General features: G+C 65.9%; 22 protein-coding genes, 1 tRNA gene and 1 riboswitch. Of the genes, 21 read left to right on the forward strand and 2 right to left on the reverse strand.

What is annotated here, in order from left to right; genetic code table 11:
• The first annotated feature begins 11 nt into the window (after positions 1-11).
• The 9 genes from rpe to hisF all read left to right on the forward strand — a co-directional run bounded on the left by rpe (position 12) and on the right by hisF (position 6,927).
• Entirely contained in the window at positions 12-692 is a 681-nt protein-coding gene (gene rpe / locus NFC73_RS11110; RefSeq protein ID WP_254750291.1) for a ribulose-phosphate 3-epimerase, read from the forward strand.
• 40 nt (positions 693-732) lie between these two features.
• Positions 733-886, forward strand: a riboswitch (FMN riboswitch).
• Positions 887-1,059: 173 nt separating this feature from the next.
• Positions 1,060-2,178: a bifunctional diaminohydroxyphosphoribosylaminopyrimidine deaminase/5-amino-6-(5-phosphoribosylamino)uracil reductase RibD gene (gene ribD, locus NFC73_RS11115; RefSeq protein ID WP_254750149.1), complete on the forward strand. Its 1,119-nt coding sequence runs from the start codon at positions 1,060-1,062 to the stop codon at positions 2,176-2,178.
• Positions 2,178-2,813 carry a riboflavin synthase gene (locus NFC73_RS11120; RefSeq protein ID WP_254750151.1) on the forward strand — a complete coding sequence of 212 codons (636 nt, stop codon included), beginning with the start codon at positions 2,178-2,180 and terminating at the stop codon, positions 2,811-2,813. The genes ribD and NFC73_RS11120 overlap by 1 nt, the downstream gene beginning before the upstream one ends.
• Entirely contained in the window at positions 2,810-3,526 is a 717-nt protein-coding gene (gene ribB, locus NFC73_RS11125) for a 3,4-dihydroxy-2-butanone-4-phosphate synthase (RefSeq protein ID WP_254750153.1), read from the forward strand. The genes NFC73_RS11120 and ribB overlap by 4 nt, the downstream gene beginning before the upstream one ends.
• Before the next feature lie 10 nt (positions 3,527-3,536).
• Positions 3,537-4,268: a GTP cyclohydrolase II gene (ribA, locus tag NFC73_RS11130; RefSeq protein WP_254750155.1), complete on the forward strand. Its 732-nt coding sequence runs from the start codon at positions 3,537-3,539 to the stop codon at positions 4,266-4,268.
• A gap of 17 nt (positions 4,269-4,285) precedes the next feature.
• Positions 4,286-4,771, forward strand: a complete 486-nt coding sequence (gene ribH / locus NFC73_RS11135) for a 6,7-dimethyl-8-ribityllumazine synthase (RefSeq protein WP_141140180.1) — start codon at positions 4,286-4,288, stop codon at positions 4,769-4,771.
• Between the two features lie 104 nt (positions 4,772-4,875).
• Entirely contained in the window at positions 4,876-5,139 is a 264-nt protein-coding gene (locus NFC73_RS11140) for a phosphoribosyl-ATP diphosphatase (protein WP_056345618.1), read from the forward strand.
• A 93-nt stretch (positions 5,140-5,232) separates the two neighbouring features.
• Complete coding sequence (gene hisG / locus NFC73_RS11145) at positions 5,233-6,093, forward strand: ATP phosphoribosyltransferase (RefSeq protein ID WP_141140181.1); 861 nt, start codon at positions 5,233-5,235, stop codon at positions 6,091-6,093.
• 57 nt (positions 6,094-6,150) lie between these two features.
• A complete protein-coding gene (gene hisF, locus NFC73_RS11150; RefSeq protein WP_141140182.1) occupies positions 6,151-6,927 on the forward strand; it encodes an imidazole glycerol phosphate synthase subunit HisF in 777 nt (258 codons plus the stop codon).
• A 140-nt stretch (positions 6,928-7,067) separates the two neighbouring features.
• Here hisF and NFC73_RS11155 read toward each other — a convergent pair whose 3' ends face one another.
• On the reverse strand, positions 7,068-7,712 hold the full coding sequence (locus NFC73_RS11155; protein WP_056345972.1) for a TIGR03085 family metal-binding protein: 645 nt from the start codon (positions 7,710-7,712) through the stop codon (positions 7,068-7,070).
• Positions 7,713-7,847: 135 nt separating this feature from the next.
• On the opposite strand from NFC73_RS11155, the gene hisI reads away from it, so the two are divergent.
• The 11 genes from hisI to pyk all read left to right on the forward strand — a co-directional run bounded on the left by hisI (position 7,848) and on the right by pyk (position 23,128).
• Positions 7,848-8,255 carry a phosphoribosyl-AMP cyclohydrolase gene (gene hisI / locus NFC73_RS11160; RefSeq protein ID WP_254750157.1) on the forward strand — a complete coding sequence of 136 codons (408 nt, stop codon included), beginning with the start codon at positions 7,848-7,850 and terminating at the stop codon, positions 8,253-8,255.
• Between the two features lie 124 nt (positions 8,256-8,379).
• On the forward strand, positions 8,380-9,981 hold the full coding sequence (locus tag NFC73_RS11165; RefSeq protein ID WP_254750159.1) for an anthranilate synthase component I: 1,602 nt from the start codon (positions 8,380-8,382) through the stop codon (positions 9,979-9,981).
• Positions 9,978-10,580, forward strand: coding sequence for a Trp biosynthesis-associated membrane protein (locus NFC73_RS11170; protein ID WP_254750161.1), 603 nt, complete (start codon positions 9,978-9,980; stop codon positions 10,578-10,580). The genes NFC73_RS11165 and NFC73_RS11170 overlap by 4 nt, the downstream gene beginning before the upstream one ends.
• Before the next feature lie 117 nt (positions 10,581-10,697).
• On the forward strand, positions 10,698-10,985 hold the full coding sequence (locus tag NFC73_RS11175) for an HGxxPAAW family protein (protein WP_254750162.1): 288 nt from the start codon (positions 10,698-10,700) through the stop codon (positions 10,983-10,985).
• Positions 10,985-11,806, forward strand: a complete 822-nt coding sequence (trpC, locus tag NFC73_RS11180) for an indole-3-glycerol phosphate synthase TrpC (RefSeq protein ID WP_254750164.1) — start codon at positions 10,985-10,987, stop codon at positions 11,804-11,806. The genes NFC73_RS11175 and trpC overlap by 1 nt, the downstream gene beginning before the upstream one ends.
• A 72-nt stretch (positions 11,807-11,878) precedes the next feature.
• Complete coding sequence (trpB, locus tag NFC73_RS11185; protein ID WP_246848759.1) at positions 11,879-13,282, forward strand: tryptophan synthase subunit beta; 1,404 nt, start codon at positions 11,879-11,881, stop codon at positions 13,280-13,282.
• Positions 13,282-14,088 carry a tryptophan synthase subunit alpha gene (gene trpA / locus NFC73_RS11190; RefSeq protein ID WP_254750166.1) on the forward strand — a complete coding sequence of 269 codons (807 nt, stop codon included), beginning with the start codon at positions 13,282-13,284 and terminating at the stop codon, positions 14,086-14,088. The genes trpB and trpA overlap by 1 nt, the downstream gene beginning before the upstream one ends.
• Positions 14,089-14,093: 5 nt before the next feature.
• A complete protein-coding gene (lgt, locus tag NFC73_RS11195; protein WP_254750168.1) occupies positions 14,094-15,248 on the forward strand; it encodes a prolipoprotein diacylglyceryl transferase in 1,155 nt (384 codons plus the stop codon).
• A gap of 263 nt (positions 15,249-15,511) precedes the next feature.
• Entirely contained in the window at positions 15,512-20,125 is a 4,614-nt protein-coding gene (gene gltB / locus NFC73_RS11200) for a glutamate synthase large subunit (RefSeq protein ID WP_254750169.1), read from the forward strand.
• Complete coding sequence (locus NFC73_RS11205) at positions 20,118-21,575, forward strand: glutamate synthase subunit beta (protein ID WP_104062008.1); 1,458 nt, start codon at positions 20,118-20,120, stop codon at positions 21,573-21,575. Before gltB ends, NFC73_RS11205 begins: the two co-directional genes overlap by 8 nt.
• A 71-nt stretch (positions 21,576-21,646) precedes the next feature.
• Complete coding sequence (gene pyk / locus NFC73_RS11210) at positions 21,647-23,128, forward strand: pyruvate kinase (protein WP_254750171.1); 1,482 nt, start codon at positions 21,647-21,649, stop codon at positions 23,126-23,128.
• A 121-nt stretch (positions 23,129-23,249) separates the two neighbouring features.
• Here the strand turns inward: pyk and NFC73_RS11215 are convergent, their stop codons facing one another.
• Positions 23,250-23,855 carry an ANTAR domain-containing response regulator gene (locus NFC73_RS11215; protein ID WP_056345656.1) on the reverse strand — a complete coding sequence of 202 codons (606 nt, stop codon included), beginning with the start codon at positions 23,853-23,855 and terminating at the stop codon, positions 23,250-23,252.
• Between the two features lie 203 nt (positions 23,856-24,058).
• Between NFC73_RS11215 and NFC73_RS11220 the strand changes: the two genes are divergently transcribed.
• A tRNA-Leu gene (locus NFC73_RS11220) sits at positions 24,059-24,140 on the forward strand.
• The last annotated feature ends 426 nt before the right edge of the window (positions 24,141-24,566 follow it).

Genomic DNA, 24,566 nt, shown 5'->3' on the forward strand with positions numbered 1-24,566 from the left:
AAGGTTCCCCCATGCCGCAGTGCTGCATCAACCCCAGCATCCTGTCCGCCGACTTCGTCAACCTCGAAGCCGAACTGCAGCGCATCAGCAACGCTGACGCCGTGCACGTGGACGTGATGGACAACCACTTTGTCCCCAACCTCACCATCGGGCTGCCCGTGGTCCAGCGGATCCAGGCGGTCAGCCCTGTCCCGCTGGACGCCCACCTGATGATCTCCGACGCCGACCGTTGGGCTCCGGGGTTCGCCGACGCCGGCCTGGCCTCCGTGACGTTCCACGCTGAGGCCTCCATTGCACCGGTCAAACTGGCCCGGGAACTGCGGGCCCGGGGCTCCAAGGCCGGCTTGGCGCTGCGCCCCGCCACGGCTGTGGAACCCTACCTGGACATGCTCGAGGAACTGGACATGCTCCTGATCATGACCGTGGAACCGGGCTTCGGCGGCCAGGCATTCCTGGACCTCACGCTGCCCAAGATCCGCAAGGCCCGGGCAGCCATTGACGGCTCCGGAATCAATGTCGCCCTCCAGGTGGACGGTGGCATTACCGAGGAAACTATTCTCCGGGCGGCCGAAGCCGGTGCCAACGTCTTTGTTGCGGGTTCGGCTGTCTACGGCGCGGAGGACCCGGCGGCAGCCATCGGAAGGCTCCGCGAAGCCGGCAGTATCAAGTTACGTGCTGCGTCCGCGGAATAGTCTGGGCCACCCTGTGGTTATGGCACAATAGCAACACACAATACGTGCTCCGGGGTCGGTGTAAGTCCGAACCGGCGGTGATAGTCCGCGACCCGCGAGCCGGTGCTTTCCCCTTCAGGGAAGGAACCGGCGGACGGTTGAACTGGTGAAATTCCGGTACCGACAGTTAAAGTCTGGATGAGAGAAGCACGTACAGCTGTATCTGTGGCGCCCTATGCGCTGCGGCCTTCTGCTGTCGTATACCCCCGGAGCCATCGCGGTTCTAGAGGGAAGGAACGACAACACACATGAACCCCTTGCGATGGCTCTTTGAAGCCAGGATTTCCCATGCTCCGGGAACCGAAGCCACCGGACCGGTGGCCGCCCCATGACCCGGATCGAAAACGTCACGGCGTTCAGCGCCGCCGAAACCGCCGCCATGGACGCAGCGCTGAAAGCAGCCCTGCAGGGCCCGCGGGGAGCGAATCCGCTGGTGGGCGCCGTCGTCATCGATGCGGCCGGCCGCCAGCTGGTGACCGGGTACCACCGCGGCGCCGGCACACCCCACGCTGAAGCCGATGCGATCACCCAGGCCGAGGCCGCCGGGCTGGACCTGAGCGGCTGCACGATGGTGATCACCCTGGAACCCTGTGACCACAGAGGCCGCACCGGGCCCTGCACCCAGGCGATCATTCGTGCCGGAATCACGGACGTGGTCTACGCCGTCGACGATCCGCATGACCCTGCGGCGGGCGGCGCAGCCACCCTCCGGAACGCGGGCGTCCAGGTCCGCAGCGGGCTCGCGGCCAGCGAATCGTTCGAGTTGAACCGGCAGTGGTTCCTGGGAGTGGCCGCACATCGCCCGTTCGTGACGCTGCACATCGCCCAGACACTGGACAGCCGGATCGCCGCTGAGGATGGCACAAGCCAGTGGATCTCCTCGCCGGAGTCGCTCGCCGACAACCACGGACTGAGGCGGCGGATCGACGCCATCCTCGTGGGCACGCAGACCGTGTTGGTGGATAACCCCCGGCTGACAGCCCGCGACGCGTCCGGAGCGACATCGGGCAAACAGCCGCTGCGCGCCGTGATGGGCCTGCGGGACATCCCGGCAGACGCCGCCGTCCGCGGTGACGACGGCAACGTGCTCCACCTCGCCACGCGGGATCCGCGGGAGGCGCTCTCGCTCCTCTACGCGGAAGGAATCCGCCACGTCATGGTGGAAGGCGGCTCACGCATCCTCAGTTCATTCCTGGCCGCCGGCCTTGTGGATGAACTCATTGTCTACCTTGCCCCCACCCTGCTGGGTTCCGGAACTCCCGCCCTCAACGGGCTCGGAATCACCACCCTAGCGGATGCCCGGCACTGGGACTGGGACCCCTCCGACGGCGGTGCCGTCCGGACCCTGGGCCGGGACCTGAGGCTGCACCTCCGTCCAGCACCCACCGAAGCTTTAGAACCACACCTATCCCGCACTGCCGCGGAACCAGCCATGGGAGGCTACTGATGTTTACCGGAATTATTGCCGAACAGGGACAGGTTCTGTCCGTGGAGCGGGACGGCGATGCCAGCGCAACGCTCCGCCTCCGCGCGCCCGGGACCACCGAAGGGCTCGGACTGGGCGGGTCCATTGCCGTCAACGGAGTCTGCCTGACGGCCACCGCTATCGAGGGCAAGGAGTTCAGCGTTGATGTGATGGGCGAGACCCTCGTCCGCAGCACCATCGGCGAACTTGCCGCCGGTGACTCGGTGAACCTTGAGCGCTGCGTCCCTGCCGGCGGCCGGCTCGACGGTCACGTCGTCCAGGGCCACGTCGACGGCGTCGGGCAGCTGCTGGAGCGCGAGGCGCTCGGCAACTGGGAACGCCTCCGGTTCGGTGTGCCGGCCAACCTTGCCCGCTACATCGCGGAGAAGGGCTCCATAGCGATCGACGGCGTCTCGCTCACCGTCACGGCGGTCAGCCCAGCCGCGGAGCCGGAGCCCTGGTTCGAAGTGGGGCTGATCCCCACCACACTGGCAGAGACCGGCCTGGGCGCCAAGGCAACCGGCAGCAGGGTCAACCTTGAAGTCGACGTGCTCGCCAAATACACCGAACGGCTGCTGGCATTCAGCACCGGCGCAACCACCGGGGGCGAACGATGAACGCCGCCGTTCGGCTGGAGCCGGCCGCGTCCGCCGGCCCGGTGCCCAATGCAGCCTTCGGACTTGACCCCGTGGAAGATGCCATCCGCGCCATGGCCGCCGGCCGGCCCGTGCTGGTGGTGGACAACGAGGACCGCGAAAACGAAGGCGACATCATCTTTGCCGCACAGCATGCCACCCCTGCCCTCATGGGGTGGACCATCCGCTACAGCTCCGGCGTCATCTGCGTCCCCCTGAGCGGGGAGCGCGCCGATGCCCTGGCACTGCCGCCCATGGTTGCCGTGAACGAGGACGCCAAGGGTACGGCATACACCGTTTCCTGCGATGCTGCGGTGGGTGTCAGCACGGGAATCTCCGCCACGGACCGGGCCCTTACGGCCCGCGTCCTTGCCGACCCCGCCGCCGAACCCGCGGCAGTGACCAGGCCCGGGCATATTTTTCCGCTCCGGGCTGTTGACGGGGGAGTGCGGGAACGCCCGGGCCACACTGAAGCGGCCGTGGATCTTTGCCGGCTTGCCGGACTGGAGCCAGTGGGTGTTATCGCCGAGGTGGTGTACGACGACGGTGAAATGATGCGGCTCGACGGGCTGCGGGCTTTCGCCGCTGAACACGGGTGCCCTTTGATCTCGATCGAGGATCTTGTGGTTTACCTTGAAGCGGGAGCCGGGACACCCGCCGACAGTGACACCGGGCCGGACGCCCGGGCGGAGTAGAGGAGAAATGATGACGGCTTCCGGAGTATCGGACAACAGCCACCAGAACGGCCACCACCGCGGGGCGGCCGGCAATGGCCGGGCCCACCACCCCGTGAGCGGCGGTCCCATTGTGCAGCTGCCCACGGCATTTGGCGATTTCATTACCCAGGCGTGGACAGACCTGGTCACAGGCGCCGAACACCTGGCGGTGAGTTCACCCAACCCGCCCCGGGAGGGCGTTGCCCCGCTGGTCAGACTGCATTCAGAATGCCTGACCGGCGACGTCTTCGGCTCCTACCGTTGTGACTGCGGCGAACAGTTGGCCTATGCCCTGGAGCTGATCAACGAGTTCGGCGGCACGCTGCTGTACCTGCGCGGGCAGGAAGGCCGGGGGATCGGACTCGCCAACAAGATCAAGGCCTACGCCCTCCAGGAAGCGGGCTTTGACACCGTGGAGGCCAACGAACAGCTGGGTCTGCCGGTGGACGCCCGCTGCTACAAGGCGGCCGCCCAGATCCTGGCCGAGATGGGCCTCCACGAGATCCGGCTCCTGAGCAACAACCCGGACAAAAAGAACAGGCTCGCCAAAGCCGGTGTGACGGTGGTGGAAATGGTGCCCACCGAGGTGCCCTCCCGCGACCAGAACATCCGCTACCTGCAGACCAAAAAGGACCGCATGGAGCACCGGCTGACGCTGGACACCCACGTTGTCACGGTGCCAAGCGGCGCTGCCGACGATTTCGACCACGACCAAAACTGAACGGATCAGATTCACGCATGAGCGGACACGGCGCACCAGATATTGACCTCACCACCCTCAACCCGGCGGAAACGTCGCAGCTGCGGCTGGCCATTGTGGCAGCCAGCTGGCACACCCAGATCATGGACGGACTCCTGGACGGTGCCCTGCGCGCCGCCAAGGACGCGGGCATCAGCGAACCCACCGTGCTGCGCGTTCCGGGCGCCTTCGAGCTTCCCGTCGCCGCCGCGCGGCTGGCACCGCACTTTGATGCAGTGGTGGCCCTCGGCGTCGTGATCCGGGGCGGCACGCCGCACTTTGAATACGTCTGCCAGGCGGCGACGTCGGGACTGACCGATGTCAGTGTCTCCACCGGCGTCCCGGTGGGCTTCGGCGTGCTGACCTGCGATACGGAGCAGCAGGGACTGGACCGCGCGGGCCTGCCGGGCTCCAGCGAGGACAAGGGCCACGAAGCCGTGACGGCCGCCCTGGCCACCGCATTGCTCCTCAAGCAGTACACGTAGCAGCGGGCGGGCTGCCGGGGCGCGGTGTGTGTTCGCTCACATCGCGCCCGTCATGCAGCGGCCCGAAAGGCGCCCCCGGGCCGGCAGCAAGTAGGCTGTAGGGCGTGAAGAATTTCGAGACGCTGTTCGCTGAACTGAGTGAGAAGGCAGCCACCCGCCCGGCAGGCTCCCGCACCGTCGCTGAATTGGAGTCCGGAGTCCACGGCATTGGCAAGAAAGTCGTGGAGGAAGCAGCCGAAGTCTGGATGGCCGCTGAGTACGAATCCGATGAGGCCACGGCCGAGGAAATCTCCCAGTTGCTCTACCACCTGCAGGTTCTGATGCTCGCTAAAGGCCTGACCCTGGAAGACGTCTACAAGCATCTGTAGCCACCGTGGCACGCGGCGGTCAACAACTGCCTGCCCGTGCCCTGCGTGGCCCGTTTGCCTGATCCACAGACCTCCCAACCAAGAAAGACCCCCATGCTGCGAGTAGCCGTCCCCAACAAAGGCTCCCTGTCCGAAGCCGCCTCCGCCATGCTGACCGAAGCGGGCTACCGCCAGCGCCGCGACACCCGCGAGCTGGTCATGATGGACCCTGACAACGACATCGAGTTCTTCTTCCTCCGCCCGCGCGACATCGCTGTCTACGTCGGACGCGGAACGCTCGACGTCGGCATCACCGGCCGCGATCTGCTGCTGGACGCCGAGGTGGAGGCTGAGGAACTGCTGCCCCTGGGCTTCGCTGCGTCCACGTTCCGCTTCGCTGGACCGGTGGGCGACTTCGCCACAGCAGAAGAGCTTGAAGGAAAGCGCCTCGCCACGAGCTATGACGGGCTGCTCCGCGGTTACCTCGCCGAGCGGGGCATCAACGCCAAGGTGGTCCGGCTCGACGGCGCCGTGGAGTCGTCAGTACGCCTCGGCGTAGCTGACGCCATCGCCGACGTCGTGGAAACCGGCAACACCCTCAAAGCCGCCGGGATGGAAATCTTCGGCGAGCCGATCCTCAAATCGGAAGCGGTCCTGATCCGCCGCACCGGCGAAGGCGGAGCGGCGAACGGCACCGCCAAGGAGATTGAAGTCCTGATCCGCCGCCTGCAGGGCGTCCTCGTGGCACGCCAGTACGTACTCATGGACTACGACATCCGCAAGGAACTCGTGGAACAGGCCGCCGCACTGACTCCCGGCCTGGAATCACCCACCGTCTCACCGCTGCGCGACTCCGACTGGGTGGCCGTCCGGTCCATGGTTCCGAAGAAGGAAACGAACCGGATCATGGATGAGCTCTACGACCTCGGCGCGCGCGCCATCCTGGTCAGCAGCATCCACGCCTGCCGTATCTGAGCATCCCGCCCGGTCCACGCCGCGCCGCAGAATCCACCGAGAATTCCAGGAGTCCCCATGGCTGTAGCTGTACGAGTCATCCCCTGCCTCGACGTCGACGCCGGGCGCGTTGTGAAGGGCATCAACTTCGAGGGGCTCCGCGACGCGGGTGACCCGGTGGAGCTGGCGCACCGCTACGACAATGCGGGCGCCGACGAGCTGACGTTCCTCGATGTCACGGCGTCCTCGGGCAACCGCGAAACCACTTTCGACGTGGTCCGCCGCACGGCCGAGGAAGTCTTCATCCCGCTGACCGTGGGCGGCGGTGTCCGCGGTGTCGCCGAGGTGGACAAGCTCCTGCGTTTCGGCGCGGACAAGGCTTCCATCAACACGGCCGCCGTTGCCCGGCCGGACGTCATCAATGAAATCAGCCGGCATTTCGGTTCGCAGGTGCTGGTCCTGTCCGTGGACGCCCGACGGACCCGCCCCGGGTCCCAGCCCACGCCGTCGGGCTTTGAAGTGACCACCCACGGCGGCCGCACCGGAACCGGGATCGACGCCATCGAGTGGGCCAGGGAAGCCGCCGACCGCGGCATCGGCGAAATCCTGCTCAACTCCATCGACGCCGACGGCACCAAGGACGGCTTCGACCTGGAACTGATCCGGCTCGTCCGGGCAGCCGTGAAAGTGCCGATCATCGCCTCAGGAGGTGCCGGGGAACCGGCCCACTTCCCGCCGGCCGTCGCCGCGGGAGCGGACGCCGTGCTGGCCGCGTCGATCTTCCACTGGGGCCCGGACAACATGATGTCCCAGGTCAAGCAGGCCATCCGCGACGCAGGCTTCGAAGTCCGCTAGCGTCCCCACCCGACTCAGCAACGCGGGGTCACTTCTTGCCCAAAAACCGATGGTTATTGGGCAAGACGTGACCCTCCCCACCCGCACACTTTCCTCGCAAGCTCGGACAGGGAACCCGGCGGGCGTGGCCCCCGCTGGTTTTAGAGGCCGACTTCAGCCGACTGGAGCAGGGCGACGGCGTCCGGCTGGCCTTCGAAGGTGACCAGGGCGTGGCGGGTCCGGCCGTGGGCGTGCATCAGCAGTTCACCCGGCTCACCCACGATCGCCACCGAAACCGGTGCCCGCTTGGCGACGTGCCGCGGGCCGGACGGTCGCACCAGCACAATGCCGAGGTCGACGCCACGGTAAAGGATGGCTGCCCGCTTGATCAGTTCGTCCCAGAGGGCATCCGAGTAGGCCTCGTCGAGGGCGCGCGGCGCCCAGCGGTCCACAGCCCGGCGGATGTCCTCGGTGTGGACGAAATATTCGATCAGGTTGGAGCTCTCATCCAAGGCCTTGATGTTCATGGGGGACAGAGCAGGCGGGCCACTACGGAAGGTGTTCACGAGGCCGGTGTAGTCGTCAGCGGTTTTCAGCTTCGCCGCAAGCTTGGCGGTGGCCTTGTCCGAAGCCTTGGACAGGCGCTTGATGATGAGGCCAAGCCCTACGGCAGCCTTGCGTTCGCGAAGGTAAAGGTGCGCGGCAAGGTCCCTGGTGCGCCAGCCTCTGCAGAGGGTGGGGGCATCAGGGCCGGCCGCCAGCAGGGTTTCGGCCAGGACTTCTCGGGACGGTTCGACGAAATGCATCACTTGTGAAACTAGCACGAGAGCAGGGAAGTTGGGCAGCAGAACCGCTAGCCCATAGGTGCCCTTGTTCACACACTGTTTGTATGCCCGTTGGTGCATATTCGGGGCCGCCGATGAGGCACTAGACTTGGTCTGATGTCTGAGCAGCCCGCCTCCGCCCCCGTAATAGTCCCGGCCCCCACCACAGGCCCGCTTCCGCACGCTGTCGCGGCCGCGTTGAAGCGCGACGGCGCCGGGCTGGTTGCCGCGGTGGTGCAGCAGTTCGACACCCGCGAAGTGCTGATGCTGGGCTGGATGGACGATGAAGCCCTGCACCGCACCATGACCAGCGGCAGGGTCACGTTCTACTCCCGTTCCCGCCAGGAATACTGGCGCAAGGGGGACACCTCCGGCCACGTCCAGTGGGTCAAATCGGTTGCCCTGGACTGCGACGGCGATGCCCTCCTGATCCGCGTGGACCAGGTCGGCGCGGCATGCCACACCGGCACCCGGACCTGCTTCGACGGCAGGGACCTGGAAGTCGAGACCGGCGAGGCGCTCTGATCCACGGCCCTGGGCGGTTGACCTGCCCCCAGGCGAACACTTTTGGCAGCATAGGACTGGCGCCGTTCCACACCCGGCGACATTTCACGAGGCGACACACAAGAACAGGCGGCGAAGCATAGCCATGCAGGACCTTGGAATCATCAGCCCGGGCCTCGAGGAGTTCCGCGAACTCGCCGGCAACAACCGGGTCATCCCCGTCACGCTCAAAGTGCTGGCGGACGCGGAGACCCCTATAGGCCTCTACCGGAAGCTGGCCCAGGGCCAGCCCGGCACGTTCCTGATGGAGTCCGCGGCGGTGGGCGGCACGTGGTCGCGGTATTCCTTCATCGGCGCGAAGTCCCGGGCAACCCTGACCACGAAGGACGGCCAAGCGCACTGGCTGGGACAGCCCCCTGCCGGAGTGCCCCTGGACGGCAACCCCGTGGACGCCATCCGCGACACCATCGAAGCACTGCGGACCAGCAGGTTTGACGGCCTGCCGCCCTTCACGTCCGGACTGGTCGGCTTCCTGGGCTGGGAGACTGTCCGCCACTGGGAACGGCTGACCAGCCCGCCGGAGGATGACCTCCACCTGCCCGAGATGGCGCTGAACCTGGTGACGGACATGGCAGTGCACGACAACCATGACGGCACGGTGCTGTTGATCGCCAACGCAATTAACTTCGATGGCAGCTCCGACCGCGTGGACGAGGCCTGGGAAGATGCCGTGGCCCGGGTCAAGGCCCTTCTGACCACGATCAGCACACCCGTGGCCCAGCCGGTTTCCGTGCTGGAACCCGCCGCCCTGGACTTCGCCTCCAGCGTTGAGGAACGGTGGGACGAACCCTCCTACCTGGCAGCGCTGGACCGCGGCAAGGAAGCCATCGTGGACGGCGAAGTGTTCCAGGTGGTGATTTCGCGCCGCTTCGAGATGGAGTGCGGCGCCTCGCCCCTTGACGTGTACCGCGTCCTGCGCAACACCAACCCCAGCCCGTACATGTACATCTTCAGCCTTGAGGACGCCGACGGCCGGGAGTACTCGATCGTCGGGTCTTCGCCCGAGGCCCTGGTGACGGTGACCGGTGAGGAAGTGATCACCCACCCCATCGCCGGTTCGCGTCCCCGCGGCAAGACGGTGGAGGGAGATAAAGCCCTTGCCGAGGAGCTGCTGGCCGACCAGAAGGAACGCGCCGAACACCTGATGCTCGTGGACCTCTCCCGCAACGACCTGTCCAAGGTCTGCGTGGCGGGAACCGTGGACGTCACGCAGTTCATGGAGGTGGAGCGGTTCAGCCACATCATGCACCTGGTCTCCACTGTGGTGGGCAGGCTGTCCCCGGACGCCAACGCCTACGACGTCCTGAAAGCGACGTTCCCCGCAGGCACCCTGTCCGGTGCCCCGAAGCCCCGGGCCCTGCGCCTGCTGGACGAGCTTGAACCCCACCGCCGCGGCATCTACGGCGGCGTGGTGGGTTACCTCGATTTTGCCGGCGACATGGACATGGCCATCGCTATTCGCTCGGCCCTTCTCCGCGAAGGCCGCGCCTACGTCCAGGCCGGGGGAGGCATCGTGGCGGACTCGGTGAACCCCACGGAAGCCCTGGAGACCGTGAACAAGGCGGCCGCGCCGCTCCGGGCCGTCCACACCGCGGGAACGCTGCACAACATTACGGCGGAATCCCTCCCGGGGACCTCTTACATCAGCGACGCCGGCACGGCCGGGGAGAGCCGGGGCGCCGAATGACGCCGGCCTGGGCCAGGAAGTCCACGCTGGTACTGCTGATCGCCGTCTTTGCGCTGGCCGTTTTCGGCGCCACCACCCAGACCTGGATCACAGTCACCCTGGACGCCAACCAGGTGGGCCAGGCCGCGGGGGACCAGAACACCCTTCCGGTCCAGGGCAGCAAGGCCGCCACCGCGGTGACAGCCCTGGCCGTCGTGGCACTGGCGGGCGGCCTGGCAGCATCCATCGCAGGAAAGTTCGCGCGGTGGGTCATCACCGCCCTCATCATGTTGGCCTCCGTCGGCATCATTGCCGCGGCCGCCACAGTGCTGGCTGACCCGCTGGGCGCCGCGCAGGGCTCGATCGCCGCTGCCACCGGGGTCACCGGCGGGAACGCGGAAGTGGCTGTTACCGTTTTCCCGGTCCTCGCCGTTGTCGCCGGTGCCCTGCTGGCGCTGGCCGCGTTGCTCATCATCCCCGCTGGCCGGCACTGGAAGTCGCGGACCAAATATGACGCAGCCACATCCGGGGGACCCGCCGGCAGTACGGCGGCCGCCACCGGTCCTGTGGACGAGATCGACAGCTGGGACCGGCTCTCGCGCGGCGACGATCCCACCTGAATCCCCGCTCGCAGCCAAACCCGAGCAGCCCGCTAAACCTGCGCCCGGACTGCCGATGGGCAGGTCACGGCCAAAAAATGGCAGAATGTAAGCAGTATTCATCCCGAGGAGATTCACATGAGCAAAGCACCCGCTTCCGTATCGAAATCAGGCACCCGGACCGTTGCCCCCGGCGTCGTTGACCACAGCCAGGAACTTGGCCACGGCAACAGCCCCGCGGCCTGGACCTGCGTGATCGTTATGCTGGTCGGCGCCCTCATCGCGTCCATCGCTTTTGTTATCGCCAACACCCCCATCTTCATTGCCGGCGCAGCCGTGATGGTCCTCGGCCTCATCCTTGGCTACATCATGCGCAAGGCGGGCTACGGCGTCGAAGGCAGCAAGCTGAAGAGCACCGGCCACTGATGGCGACTGTTCTCGACGACATCAATGCCGGTGTCTGGGAGGATATGGAGGCCAGGAAGCGTCTCGTTTCGCTGGCGGAGCTGAAGGATCTGGCGGCGGCCGCGGCACCCGCCCGGGACGCCTGGTCGGCCCTCGGCGGCACCGCGGTGCAGCGGGACCAGCTGAAGGTTATCGCGGAAATCAAGCGGCGCAGCCCATCCAAGGGCGACCTCGCCAGCATCGTGGATCCGGCAGCGCTGGCAGAGCAGTACGCCGACGGCGGAGCAGCCGTGATCAGCGTCCTCACCGAACAGCGGCGCTTCAACGGCTCCCTTGCGGACCTGGACGCCGTCCGTGCCCGCGTGGACGTTCCGCTGCTCCGCAAGGATTTCACCCTCGACGAGTACCAGATCTGGGAGGCCCGCGCACACGGCGCGGACCTGATCCTGCTCATCGTCGCGTCGCTCTCTGACGGCCAGCTCCGGGACTTCAGCGCGCTCAGCCGCGAACTCGGCATGAACGTGCTCGTGGAGACGCATACCGAAGAGGAGATCGAACGGGCGGTAGCGGCCGAGGCGCGCATCATCGGCGTCAACGTGCGCAACCTGAAGACGCTCGACGTCGACCGTTCCGTTTTCGCCTCCCTCGCCGGACTGATTCCGGCCCAAGCGCTGGTCATCGCCGAATCCGGTGTGCGCGGCGTGGACGACGTGACGCATTACGCCGCCAACGGCGCCAACGCCATCCTGGTGGGCGAGGCGCTGGTCAGCGACGCAACGCCGCGTGACCGGATCGCCGAATTCACGGCGGCCGGCGCTGCCGCCATCTCCGCCCGGGCCTAGTCCGGGTACCCGCCGGCCCTGGCGCCGGCGGCACAACACTTCCGAACGACCAACTTGAACAGGACGGGACTGATGGCTGAATCCTCAGACAACGCTGACAACAACGCTGCGGACGCTTTCCTGCAGGGCGGCTCGCTGAAGCACGCCCCGGGACCATACTTCGGCGGCTACGGCGGGCGCTGGATGCCTGAATCGCTGATCGCCGCCCTGGACGAGCTCGAAGACACCTTTGAAAAGGCCAAGGCAGATCCCGAATTCCTTGCCCAGCTCTCCGACCTGAACAAGAACTACTCCGGCCGTCCCTCGCTGCTGACCGAAGCCAAGCGGTTCTCCGAGCATGCCGGCGGTGCCCGGATTTTCCTCAAGCGCGAGGACCTCAACCACACCGGATCCCACAAGATCAACAACGTCCTGGGCCAGGCACTGCTGGCCAAGCGCATGGGCAAGACCCGCGTGATCGCCGAGACCGGCGCCGGGCAGCACGGCGTTGCCAGCGCCACCGCCGCCGCGCTCCTCGGCCTGGAATGCGTTGTCTACATGGGCGCCGAAGACTGCCGCCGGCAGGCACTGAATGTCGCCCGGATGCAGCTGCTCGGCGCCACTGTGGTGCCAGTGGTGAACGGTTCCCAGACCCTCAAGGACGCCATCAACGACGCCCTCCGGGACTGGGTCAGCAACGTCGACAACACGCATTACCTGCTGGGCACCGCTGCCGGGGCGCACCCGTTCCCGGCCATGGTCCGCTTCTTCCACGAGGTCATCGGCGAGGAAGCCCGCGCCCAGATCCTGGAGCAGACCGGCAAACTGCCTGACGCCGTCTGCGCCTGCATCGGCGGCGGTTCGAACGCGATCGGCATCTTCCACGGATTCCTGGATGATCCGTCCGTGAAGATCTACGGCTTTGAAGCCGGCGGCGACGGCGTGGAAACCGGCCGGCATGCAGCCACCATCACCCTCGGCAAGCCGGGTGTCCTGCACGGCGCACGTTCCTACCTCATGCAGGACGACGACGGGCAGACCATCGAGTCGCACTCGATTTCCGCAGGCCTGGACTACCCGGGCGTGGGCCCGGAGCACGCCTACCTGGCCGACATCGGACGCGTCAGCTACGAACCCATCACCGACAGCGAAGCAATGGACGCGTTCAAGCTGCTGTGCCGGACAGAGGGAATCATCCCCGCCATCGAATCCTCACACGCCCTCGCGGGTGCCATCAAGGTTGGCAAGCGCCTCACTGAAGGCACCGCTGACCCGTCCGAAACGGTGATCATCGTGAACCTTTCCGGCCGCGGCGACAAGGACGTTGAGACCGCCGCGGAATGGTTTGACATGCTCGACGAGGAGGGCAAGGTCAAGGGCACCAACCTGTCCACGCGCAAGCCCAAGGGGCCTGCCGACAGAGCAGAAACTGAAGCCGTTCCCGCCACAGCTGCCCCTGCCACCAAGGCCGCGGACAACAACGAGGACCAGAACTGATGACTGAACAGACGGCCAGCAAGTCCGCCGCCGCCATCGACCGTGCACGGGACGCCGGGCGCTCAGCGCTCGTGTGCTACCTGCCTGCCGGGTACCCGGACGTCCAGGCCACCATCGACGCAGGCATTGCCATGGCGAAGAACGGTGCCGACCTGATCGAAATCGGCATTCCCTACTCGGATCCCGTCATGGACGGCCCCGTCATCCAGGCCGCCACCACCGAAGCGATCGCCAACGGATTCCGGGTCGAGAGCGTCTTTGACGTTGTCGCCGGCATCACGGCAGCCACGGACGTCGCCGTGCTGGTGATGACCTACTGGAACCCCGTGGTCCGGATGGGTGTGGACGAGTTCTCGCGCCGGCTGGCCGAGGCCGGGGGAGCAGGGCTCATCACGCCTGACCTAATCCCGGACGAAGCATCGGAATGGTTCGCCGCCTCGGACAAGTACAAACTGGACCGCGTGTTCCTCGTGGCGCCGTCCTCCACCCCGGAGCGCCTGGCCATGACGGTCAAGGCAAGCCGCGGCTTTGTGTATGCCGTCTCCATCATGGGCGTGACGGGGACCCGCCAGGCCGTCAGCAGCAGCGCGGAGAAGCTCGTGGCCGACACGCACGCCGCCGGCGCTGAACGCGTCTGCGTGGGACTCGGAGTCTCCAACGCCAGCCACGTCCGCGAGATCGCAGCATACGCAGACGGTGTCATCGTTGGCACCGCGCTTGTTGCCGCCATCCGTGACGGGGGAGTCCCCGCCGTCGCCGACCTCACCCGGGACCTGAGCGCCGGACTCGTCAGGGAAGAAGCTTAACCACCATGCAGATCCTCCTTCAGGCCGCCGCCCTGCTGCCGGCCAGCATCCCCAGCCCGGACTGGTCCGGCTTCGACATCCCGCTGCCGTGGGGGACTCTGCGGATCCATGCCTATGCCCTGTGCATCCTCGCCGGGATCATCGTGGGCCTGTGGCTCACGTCCGTCAGGTGGGCCCGCCGCGGCGCACCCGAAGGCAGCGTCTGGGACATCGTCATCTGGGCGATACCCTTCGGCATCATCGGCGGCCGGCTCTACCACGTGGTTTCGTCCCCGGACGCCTACTTCGGGCCCGGCTTCGACGGGACCGGCGACCTGTGGCTCATCCCGCAAATCCAGCGTGGCGGACTGGGCATCTGGGGTGCCGTGGTCCTGGGCGTCCTGGGCGCCTGGATCGGCTGCCGCCGGTCCGGTGTGAAACTCACCGCCTTCCTGGACGCCGCGGCGCCCGGACTGCTGCTGGCGCAGGCCGTTGGCCGCTGGGGCAACTACTTCAACCAGGAGCTCTTCGGCGGGCCCACCACCCTGCCGTGGGGCCTGCAGATTGATGCGGACAACCCCAACTTCCCGGCCGGCATGCCGGTGGATACGCTCTTCCACCCCACGTTCCTGTACGAGTCGCTCTGGAACATCGCCGGTGTGCTCATCCTGCTGGCCCTGGACCGCCGATTCCACTTCCGCCGCGCCCGGCTCTTCTGGCTCTACGCCATGTATTACACGCTGGGCCGGGTCTGGATCGAAGCAATGCGGATCGACGACGCCGAACAGATCAACCTGTTCGGGATCACCACCAGGCTCAACGTCTGGACCAGCATCTTTGTCTTTGTGGCAGCACTCATTGTGTTCGTCGTGCTGGGGTTGAAGGGCCGCCCGGAACCGGACACTCCCTTCCTGGCGGGCCGCGAGCCGGCAGCAGTCGAGGACGTGGACGCTGCGGGGGAGGAAGAGTCGCCGGTCCGCGATGCGGACTCTTCTGTCTCGGATAGTGAATCGCGTGATAGTCTCCCACATAACCAAAATGGTGCCCGGATCCCTTCCACCCCAACGGAAGAGGAACCGGCAGTCCGGGACGGCGACAAGCCCGTAACGGAGTCGCCGGTAACCGGAAGTTCCCGCCACAAGGCGACGGAATCCGCGCCGGAGGCTGGCACGAGCAAGTAGGACGCCAGCACGGCAGGGTAGCAGGGTCAACACTCGGAGCGCCCACACACCACAGCGTCGTGGCAACAGGGCCCATCCGTTCAGCAGACAGCAGCTGGCCGGTCAAGCCCGGGTCGGGGGCCTGCGTAACTGTTCATTCAGCAGGCCGGTCTGGCCTACAATTTCCTGTAAATAACACTTTGTTGTGCCCATCACAGAGGCGCTGACGAGTGGGGCCAACGGTGTCCCTTCCATACGCACGATCAGGAGGAAGGACGTCTCCCATGAGCCAAACTCTTCACACTCCCAGCTGGTCCGAACCGGATCAGCCTGAGGCTGCCATGTCGCCGTTCAAGCGCTTTGCCGCGCTGCCCGAGGCCCGGGGTCTGTACAACCCGGAGAACGAAAAAGACGCCTGCGGGCTGGCGATCATCGCCACGCTCCGCGGCGAGCCCGGCTACGACATTGTCGACGCCGCGCTGACCGCGCTCCGCAACCTGGAGCACCGTGGAGCTGTGGGTGCCGACGAGGGAACAGGTGACGGTGCCGGCCTGCTCATGCAGATCCCGGACGAGTTCTTCCGCGCCGTCACAGAATTCGAACTCCCCGCACCGGGCCAGTTCATAGCCGGTACCGCTTTCCTCCCTGCCGAGCAGCGCGAAGCCGACGCCGCCAAGGCCGGCATTGAAGGCCTTGCCGCCGATGAAGGCCTGACCGTGCTCGGCTGGCGCGAAGTGCCCATCGTCGCAGACCTCGTGGGCGCCATGGCCCGCGCCTGCATGCCTTACTTCTCACAGCCCTTCCTTGCCTCGGCAACCGGCGAGGAACTGGACCGCAACGAGCTCGACTCACGAGCCTGGCGGATCCGCAAGCGTGCCCAGAACAAGTTCGGCGTGTACTTCCCGTCGCTGTCCTCCCGCACCATCGTCTACAAGGGCATGCTCACCACGGCCCAGCTGGAGCCGTTCTACCCCGATCTCTCGGACAAGCGTTTCAAGACCAAGCTGGCGATCGTCCACTCGCGCTTCTCCACCAACACGTTCCCGTCCTGGCCGCTGGCCCAGCCGTTCCGCACCATCGCCCACAACGGTGAAATCAACACCGTCAAGGGCAATCGGAACTGGATGCGCGCCCGCCAGTCCCAGCTGGCCAACCCGCTGCTGGGTGACTCCCCGGAAGAGCTGTACCCCATCTGCACGCCCGGTGCGTCAGACTCCGCGTCCTTCGACGAAGTCGCCGAGCTGCTGTGGCTCTCCGGCCGCCCCATCACGCACTCGATCATGATGATGATCCCCGAGGCCTGGGAAAACCACGCCACCATGGATCCGGCACGGCGGGCGTTCTACGAATACCACTCCCTGCTCATGGAGCCGTGGGACGGCCCCGCAGCCGTCTCCTTCACCGACGGCAACCTCGTCGGCGCCACCCTGGACCGCAACGGACTGCGCCCTGGACGGTACTGGATCACCGAAGACGGGCTGATCATCTTCGCCTCCGAGGTGGGCGTGATCGACGTGGAGCCCTCCAAGGTGGTCAAGAAGGGCCGGGTTTCCCCGGGCAAGATGTTCCTGGTGGACACCGAGGCCGGCCGCATCATCGACGACGAAGAGGTCAAGGCCGAGGTCGCTGCCGCGAACCCTTGGGCCGAGTGGGTCAAGGACAACCTCATTGACCTCAAGGACCTCCCTGAGCGCGAGCACGTGGTCCACACGGCCGCGTCCGTGAACATCCGCCAGCGGACTTTCGGGTACACGACCGAGGAGCTGAAGATCCTGCTCGGTCCGATGGCCCGCACGGGCGCCGAGCCGCTGGGCGCCATGGGTTCGGACACTCCGATCGCAGTGCTGTCCAAGCGTCCCCGGCTGTTGTTCGACTACTTTGTGCAGTCCTTCGCGCAGGTCACCAACCCGCCGCTGGATGCCATCCGTGAAGAGCTGGTCACGTCGCTGACGTGCGCCATCGGCCCGAACGGGAACCTGCTGGACACCAAGCGGGTCCGCCAGCCGCAGGTCATGCTCCCGTTCCCGGTGATCAACAACGACCAGCTCGCCAAGATCGCCAACATCGAAACGCCCGACGGCGACCGCGTGGCCATGAAGGTCCGCGGCCTTTACCGTCCCGAAGGCGGTGAGAACGCGCTGCGTGCCCGGCTCACCGAGATCTGCGAGCAGGTGTCCGGTGCGATCAACCGCGGCGTGCAGTACGTTGTGCTGTCCGACCGCGACTCGAACGCACAGTGGGCGCCGATTCCTTCGCTGCTGCTGGTCAGCGCCGTGCACCATCACCTGCTGCGCAGCGCCAACCGCACCAAGACCGCCCTGGTGGTCGAGGCCGGCGACGTCCGTGAGACGCATCACGTGGCTGTCCTGATCGGCTACGGTGCCTCCGCCGTGAACCCGTACCTGGCCATGGAGTCAGTGGAACAGCTGATCACCGCCGGTGACGTTGTGGGGGTCACCCCGCAGGACGGCGTCTACAACCTGATTAAGGGCCTCGGCAAGGGCGTCCTGAAGATCATGTCCAAGATGGGCATCTCCACCGTTGCGTCGTACACCGGTGCGCAGACGTTCGAGGCCCTGGGCCTCGGACAGGAACTGGTGGACGAGTTCTTCGCCGGCACGCACTCGCAGCTGGGCGGCGTGGGCCTGGACGTCATCGCCGCCGAAGTTTCGGCGCGGCACCAGATGGCCTACCCGGAAGGCGGCATCGAAATGCCGCACCGCCCGCTCCTGGGCGGCGGCGAATACCAGTGGCGCCGCGACGGCGAGCCGCACCTGTTCAACCCGGAGACTGTCTTCCGGCTGCAGCACGCCACGCGTGAGCGCCGCTATGACATTTTCAAGGCGTACACCAAGGGCGTGGACGACCAGTCCGAGAACCTGATGACCCTGCGCGGGCTGCTCAAGTTCAAGAACGACCGTCCAGCCGTTCCGTTGGAGGAAGTGGAGCCCGTCTCCAGCGTCGTGAAGCGCTTCTCCACCGGCGCCATGAGCTACGGGTCCATCTCCAAGGAAGCCCACGAGACCCTCGCGATCGCCATGAACCAGTTGGGCGGCAAGTCCAACACCGGTGAAGGCGGCGAGGACGTGGACCGCCTGCTGGACCCGAAGCGCCGCTCTGCTGTCAAGCAGATCGCGTCGGGCCGGTTCGGCGTCACCAGCCTGTACCTGACCAACGCCGATGACATCCAGATCAAGATGGCCCAGGGTGCCAAGCCCGGCGAAGGCGGCCAGCTGATGGCGCAGAAGGTGTACCCCTGGGTTGCCCGGACACGCCACTCGACGCCCGGCGTCGGGCTGATCTCGCCGCCCCCGCACCATGACATCTACTCCATCGAGGACCTCGCGCAGCTCATCTACGATGCGAAGCGCGCCAACCCCTCGGCCCGGGTACACGTCAAGCTCGTCTCCGAAGTGGGGATCGGCACTGTGGCGTCGGGTGTCACCAAAGCGAAGGCCGACGTCGTACTCGTCTCCGGCCACGACGGCGGAACCGGCGCGTCCCCGCTGAACTCGCTCAAGCACGCGGGTGTGCCTTGGGAGCTGGGGCTCGCGGAGACGCAGCAGACGCTGATGCTCAACGGCCTGCGCGACCGTGTGGTGGTCCAGGTGGACGGCCAGCTCAAAACCGGCCGCGACGTTGTTATCGCCGCGCTGCTCGGCGGCGAGGAATTCGGTTTCGCCACCGCCCCGCTGGTGGTGGAAGGCTGCATCATGATGCGCGTCTGCCACCTGGACACCTGCCCGGTGGGCGTCGCAACGCAGAACCCCGAGCTGCGGGCCCGCTTCACCGGCAAGCCCGAATTTGTGGTCAACTTCTTCGAATTCCTGGCCGAGGAAGTCCGCGAGATCCTTGCGGAACTAGGCTTCCGGAGCATCGAAGAGGCGATCGGCCACGCCGAGGTGCTGGATGCCCGCGAAGCGATCAACCACTGGAAGGCCGACGGCCTGGACCTCGACCCGATCCTGCACGGGCTTGAGTTCGACGACGACGCTCCGCTGCGCAACATGACCTCGCAGAACCACGAGCTGGACAAGCACTTCGACCAGCGGCTGATCAGCATGGCCACGGAGGCGCTGACTGACCGTAGCCCGGTGAAGATCGCGGTGGACGTGATCAACACGGACCGCTCGGTGGGAACCATGCTGGGCCACACGGTGACCAAGACGTTCAGCACGGACGTGCTGGCGCCGGACACCATCGACATCACACTGACCGGTACCGCGGGACAGTCCCTGGGCGCGTTCCTGCCCGCCGGCATCACGCTGCGCCTCTTCGGTGACTCGAACGACTACGTGGGCAAGGGCCTGTCCGGCGGACGGATCATCGTGCGGCCGGACCGCACCAACGTGTTCAAGGCCGAAAGCAACGTCATTGCCGGCAACGTGATCGGCTACGGCGCCACCAGCGGCGAGATGTTCCTGCGCGGCCAGGTGGGCGAACGCTTCCTGGTCCGCAACTCCGGCGCCACCGCAGTGGTGGAAGGCATCGGAGACCACGGCTGCGAGTACATGACCGGCGGGCAGACACTGATCATCGGCCGCACCGGACGCAACTTCGGCGCCGGCATGTCCGGCGGCACCGCCTATGTGCTGGACCTGCAGACCACGCAGGTCAACAAGGACGCCCTGCAGTCCGGCGAACTCCAGCTCGTTGAACTCGACGCCGAGGACCGGGACATTGTCCACGGCCTGCTGGTGAAGCATGTCGAGGAAACGGAATCTCTGCATGCAGCCCGTTTGCTGGAGAACTTCGACGACACCGCTGCCCGCATTACCAAAGTGCTGCCGCGCGATTACGCGGCAGTCCTGCAAACCCGACTGGACGCCATCGAAGAGGGCCTCGACCCCGATGGCGAAGAAGTATGGGCTCGAATCCTGGAGGTAACCGGTGGCTGACCCACGCGGATTTCTTAAAGTACGCCAGCGTGAAACCCAGCCGCGCCGTCCCGTTCCGGTCCGCATCATGGACTGGAAGGAAGTCTACGAGGCCCAGGAAAAGGGTGTCCTGAAGGCCCAGGCCGGCCGCTGCATGGACTGCGGCGTGCCGTTCTGCCACCAGGGCTGCCCGCTGGGCAACCTCATTCCCGAGTGGAATGACCTCACCTGGCGGGACAAGGGCGAGGAAGCGATTGAGCGGCTGCACGCCACCAACAACTTCCCCGAGTGGACCGGCCGGCTTTGCCCGGCGCCGTGCGAGGCGTCCTGCGTGCTGGGAATCAACCAGCCAGCAGTCACTATCAAGCAGGTTGAAGTCTCCATCATCGACGAAGCCTGGGACAGCGGCTGGGTCAACCCGCTGCCTCCGACGCGCCTGACCGGCAAGACCGTTGCCGTCGTCGGCTCCGGCCCCGCCGGCCTGGCCGTGGCGCAGCAGCTGACGCGCGTGGGCCACACAGTGGCGGTGTACGAGCGTGACGACAAGATCGGCGGGCTGCTCCGCTACGGCATCCCCGACTTCAAGATGGAGAAGGAGCAGGTTGACCGCCGCATCGAGCAGATGAAGACGGAAGGCACCCGCTTCCGCACCGGCGTTGCTGTGGGCACCGACGTGACGTGGGAGCAGCTGCGCCGCCGGTATGACGCCGTTGTGATTGCCACCGGCGCCACCGTGCCGCGTGACCTGCCCATCCCTGGCCGTGACTTTGACGGCGTGCACTTCGCCATGGATTACCTGGTGCCGGCCAACCGCGTTGTCGCGGGGGAAACGGTGGAGAACCAGATCCATGCCAAGGGCAAGCACGTGGTGATCCTGGGCGGCGGCGACACCGGTGCTGACTGCCTCGGTACTGCCCACCGCCATGGCGCGGCATCGGTGACCACCCTGGCCATCGGCAAGCAGCCGCCGGCGGAACGTGCCGGGCACCAGCCGTGGCCCACGTTCCCTACCCTGTTCGAAATGGCCAGCGCCCACGAGGAAGGCGGCGAGCGTACGTACCTTGCCTCCACCGTGGAGTTTGTCGGCGAGAACGGCAAGCTCACCGGCGTCAAGGTTGCCGAAACGGAATTCGTGGACGGCAAGCGCCTCCCGAAGGCCGGCACCGAACGGATCATCCCGGCGGACCTGGTCTTCCTGTCGCTGGGTTTCACCGGAGCCGAGCCTGCGGGTATCACCGAGCAGGTCAGCGCCGAATTCGACGGGCGCGGCAACGTGACCCGCGACGGCTACTACATGACCAACACGGAGGGCATCTTTGTGGCCGGTGACGCCGGCCGCGGGCAGTCGCTTATTGTGTGGGCCATCGCTGAAGGCCGGGCCTGTGCCGCCGCCGTGGACAAGTTCCTCATGGGCAGCACCATCCTGCCGGCGCCGGTGGCTCCGACGGACCGGGCCATCGCGGTTCTCTGACAACAGTCAGTTCGCCGCGGATTCACCTCCACAACAACTTAACCAATGCAGGACACTACTAGGGTAGGTATATGAGACGCGCTAAGATTGTGGCCACTTTTGGCCCGGCAATTGCCAGCTTTGAGAACACCCTCGCGGTGTTGGAAGCCGGTGTGGATGTTGCCCGGATGAACATGAGTCACGGTGACTACTCCGTGCACGACAACACGTACGAGAATGTGCGCAAGGCGGCAGCCCAGCTGAGCAAGCCCGTGGCAATCATGGCTGACCTGCAGGGCCCCAAGATCCGTCTTGGCCGCTTTGTGGACGGCCCGCACGCACTGGCCGAGGGTGACATCTTCACGATCACCACCGCGGACGTTCCGGGCACCAAGGACATCTGCTCCACCACGCTGAAGAGCCTCACCGAGGACGTCAACGTGGGCGATGCCCTGCTGATCGACGACGGCAAGGTTGCCCTGCGGGCGATCGAGGTCGACGACGTCAAGGTCGTCACCGAGGTAACCGTCGGCGGGATGGTGTCCAACAACAAGGGCATCAACCTTCCCGGCGTAGCGGTCAACGTCCCGGCGCTGAGCGAAAAGGACGAGGACGATCTCCGCTGGGCCATGCGCCGCGGCGTGGACATGGTTGCCCTGTCGTTCGTTCGCGACGCCTCCGACATTGTCCGCGTGCACGAGATCATGGACGAAGAAGGCCGCCGGGTGCCGGTCATCGCCAAGATCGAAAAGCCGCAGGCAGTGGACCAGCTGCACGAAATCATCGACGCCTTCGACGCCATCATGGTGGCCCGTGGCGACCTTGGTGTGGAACTTCCGCTTGAGGAAGTGCCGATCGTGCAGAAGCGCGCCATTGAACTGGCACGCCGCTGGGCGAAGCCGGTCATCGTGGCCACGCAGGTCCTCGAATCCATGATCGACAACCCGCGACCCACGCGTGCGGAGGCCTCCGACTGCGCCAACGCCGTGCTCGACGGTGCAGACGCCGTGATGCTCTCCGGCGAGACCAGCGTGGGCAAGTATCCGATCGAGACCGTCAAGGTCATGGCAAGGATCATTGAATCCACTGAGGTCCACGGCCTGGAACGCGTTCCGCCGCTGGGCACCAAGCCCAAGACGCGTGGTGGCGCCATCACCCGCGCCGCCGTCGAAATCGCCGACCAGCTGGATGCAAAGTACATCTGTACTTTCACCCAGTCCGGCGACTCCGCGCGCCGCCTGTCGCGTCTGCGCCCCATCCGGCCGGTATTCGCGTTCACTCCGTTGGAGCACGTGTGGAACCAGCTGGCGCTGACCTGGGGCATCCAGCCGGTGCTGGTCCCCATGGTGGGCCACACTGACGAGATGACCGCGCAGGTTGACCGCAGCCTGCTGGAATTGAAAGTGGTGGACGACGGCGACCTGGTGGTCATAGCCGCCGGTTCGCCTCCCGGAAAGGCCGGTTCCACGAACATGCTGAAGGTTCACCGGGTCGGAGACCTGGGCGACGCCGGAAGCCTGGGCGGCGAAGCTGGTGCACCCAGGGAAAAGCTCGGTCCCTGGCCGACGTCATAGCAACTTAAGAGGAAGGACCCCTGCCGGCTGGCAGGGGTCCTTTTCTTTGGTCTCCGGGCGTCCGGTGTTTGAGCTCGTCCGGTGATTGAGCTTGTCGAAATCCCCGGTATCGCCTGTTGTGCTAGTTGACCTGGTTGATGATGGTCTCGGCGACCTCGCGCATGCTGAGGCGGCGGTCCATGGAGGTCTTCTGGATCCAGCGGAAAGCCTCCGGCTCGGTCAGGCCCATCTTGGTGGTCAGCAGGCTCTTGGCGCGCTCGACGAGCTTGCGGGTGGCGAACTGCTCCTGCAGGTCCGACACTTCGCTTTCGAGGGCCTTGATTTCCTCGTGGCGGGAGAGCGCAATTTCCAGGGCCGGGATGAGGTCGGCCGGGGTGAAGGGCTTGACCACGTAAGCCATGGCGCCGGCATCGCGGGCGCGCTCCACGAGTTCCTTCTGGCTGAAAGCCGTCAGGAGGACTACGGGGGCAATGCGGGCCTTGACGATCTTCTCGGCGGCGGTGATGCCATCCATGATGGGCATCTTGACGTCCATCAGGACGAGGTCCGGCTTGAGTTCCTCGGCGAGCTGCACGGCCTTCTCGCCGTTGTCTGCTTCGCCCACCACGTCATAGCCTTCGCCGCGCAGAATCTCGATGATGTCGAGTCGGATGAGGGTTTCATCCTCGGCCACAATGACGCGGCGCGCCGGCTGGGACGTGGGTTTTGACTCCGTTTGTTCAGTCACGGGATCTCCTTGGAAAGGTACGGCGGGAACATCACCATCTTAGGTGCGCCCGCGGCGTAGTTTGATCTGCATGGTCTATTGCGGCGTCAGCGGCGCGATTCTGGAATTCAGCCTATCTGCATGTAGAGTAATTCCGCGTACGTGAAGCAATCGCGTTGCTCACAATCAGCTGTGGGCGTACCGGTTTGCACAGCGTATTCCGCGCCCGAGTGGCGGAATTGGCAGACGCGCCGCACTCAAAATGCGGTATCGAAAGGTGTGTGGGTTCGAGTCCCACCTCGGGCACGACGTTTTCCCTCGTCAGAGGCGATTTTGCTTTGACGTGTTGACAAAGCTTGTGGTCGCGTCGCTCTGACGGCTGGTTCGCGGGCGGTGGCCTGGCCGCCGCGGTGGCCTATTCAGGTGTGTGGGGTGACGGGTTCAAGTCCCTGGCTAGTGGGCCTTCCGCCTGCTGCGGCTGGGGCTATGCGGTTTCCTCGTTCCAGTTCTGTCGGGTTGGCCCTAGTTGGCCTACACCTGTTCATGGTTCTGGGCTGCGGGTACGACATGACGTAGCCGCTTTCGCTGGACGACCCTCTTGGATGGCTGCTCCTGGACGTAGATCGGCAGTAGGTACCGTGTTTGTCCGGCCAAAAAGGGTGTTGACACTGTCAACACTCAAGTCATATGTATTCGTCTGCCCGTGGCGACTAGCTTCTGGGTCTGGCGCAT

Origin of the sequence: Pseudarthrobacter humi (genome assembly GCF_024294965.1) — a bacterium.
In the GTDB taxonomy this organism is placed as follows: Bacteria; Actinomycetota; Actinomycetes; order Actinomycetales; family Micrococcaceae; genus Arthrobacter; species Arthrobacter humi.

Excerpts from the sequence above, each read along its gene's own strand:
- rpe (WP_254750291.1), top strand. The coding sequence starts at position 12 with ATGCCGCAGTGCTGCATCAACCCCAGCATCCTGTCCGCCGACTTCGTC.
- ribD (WP_254750149.1), top strand. The coding sequence starts at position 1,060 with ATGACCCGGATCGAAAACGTCACGGCGTTCAGCGCCGCCGAAACCGCC.
- NFC73_RS11120 (WP_254750151.1), top strand. The coding sequence starts at position 2,178 with ATGTTTACCGGAATTATTGCCGAACAGGGACAGGTTCTGTCCGTGGAG.
- ribB (WP_254750153.1), top strand. The coding sequence starts at position 2,810 with ATGAACGCCGCCGTTCGGCTGGAGCCGGCCGCGTCCGCCGGCCCGGTG.
- ribA (WP_254750155.1), top strand. The coding sequence starts at position 3,537 with ATGACGGCTTCCGGAGTATCGGACAACAGCCACCAGAACGGCCACCAC.
- ribH (WP_141140180.1), top strand. The coding sequence starts at position 4,286 with ATGAGCGGACACGGCGCACCAGATATTGACCTCACCACCCTCAACCCG.
- hisG (WP_141140181.1), top strand. The coding sequence starts at position 5,233 with ATGCTGCGAGTAGCCGTCCCCAACAAAGGCTCCCTGTCCGAAGCCGCC.
- hisF (WP_141140182.1), top strand. The coding sequence starts at position 6,151 with ATGGCTGTAGCTGTACGAGTCATCCCCTGCCTCGACGTCGACGCCGGG.
- NFC73_RS11155 (WP_056345972.1), bottom strand. The coding sequence starts at position 7,712 with ATGCATTTCGTCGAACCGTCCCGAGAAGTCCTGGCCGAAACCCTGCTG.
- hisI (WP_254750157.1), top strand. The coding sequence starts at position 7,848 with ATGTCTGAGCAGCCCGCCTCCGCCCCCGTAATAGTCCCGGCCCCCACC.
- NFC73_RS11165 (WP_254750159.1), top strand. The coding sequence starts at position 8,380 with ATGCAGGACCTTGGAATCATCAGCCCGGGCCTCGAGGAGTTCCGCGAA.
- NFC73_RS11170 (WP_254750161.1), top strand. The coding sequence starts at position 9,978 with ATGACGCCGGCCTGGGCCAGGAAGTCCACGCTGGTACTGCTGATCGCC.
- NFC73_RS11175 (WP_254750162.1), top strand. The coding sequence starts at position 10,698 with ATGAGCAAAGCACCCGCTTCCGTATCGAAATCAGGCACCCGGACCGTT.
- trpC (WP_254750164.1), top strand. The coding sequence starts at position 10,985 with ATGGCGACTGTTCTCGACGACATCAATGCCGGTGTCTGGGAGGATATG.
- trpB (WP_246848759.1), top strand. The coding sequence starts at position 11,879 with ATGGCTGAATCCTCAGACAACGCTGACAACAACGCTGCGGACGCTTTC.
- trpA (WP_254750166.1), top strand. The coding sequence starts at position 13,282 with ATGACTGAACAGACGGCCAGCAAGTCCGCCGCCGCCATCGACCGTGCA.
- lgt (WP_254750168.1), top strand. The coding sequence starts at position 14,094 with ATGCAGATCCTCCTTCAGGCCGCCGCCCTGCTGCCGGCCAGCATCCCC.
- gltB (WP_254750169.1), top strand. The coding sequence starts at position 15,512 with ATGAGCCAAACTCTTCACACTCCCAGCTGGTCCGAACCGGATCAGCCT.
- pyk (WP_254750171.1), top strand. The coding sequence starts at position 21,647 with ATGAGACGCGCTAAGATTGTGGCCACTTTTGGCCCGGCAATTGCCAGC.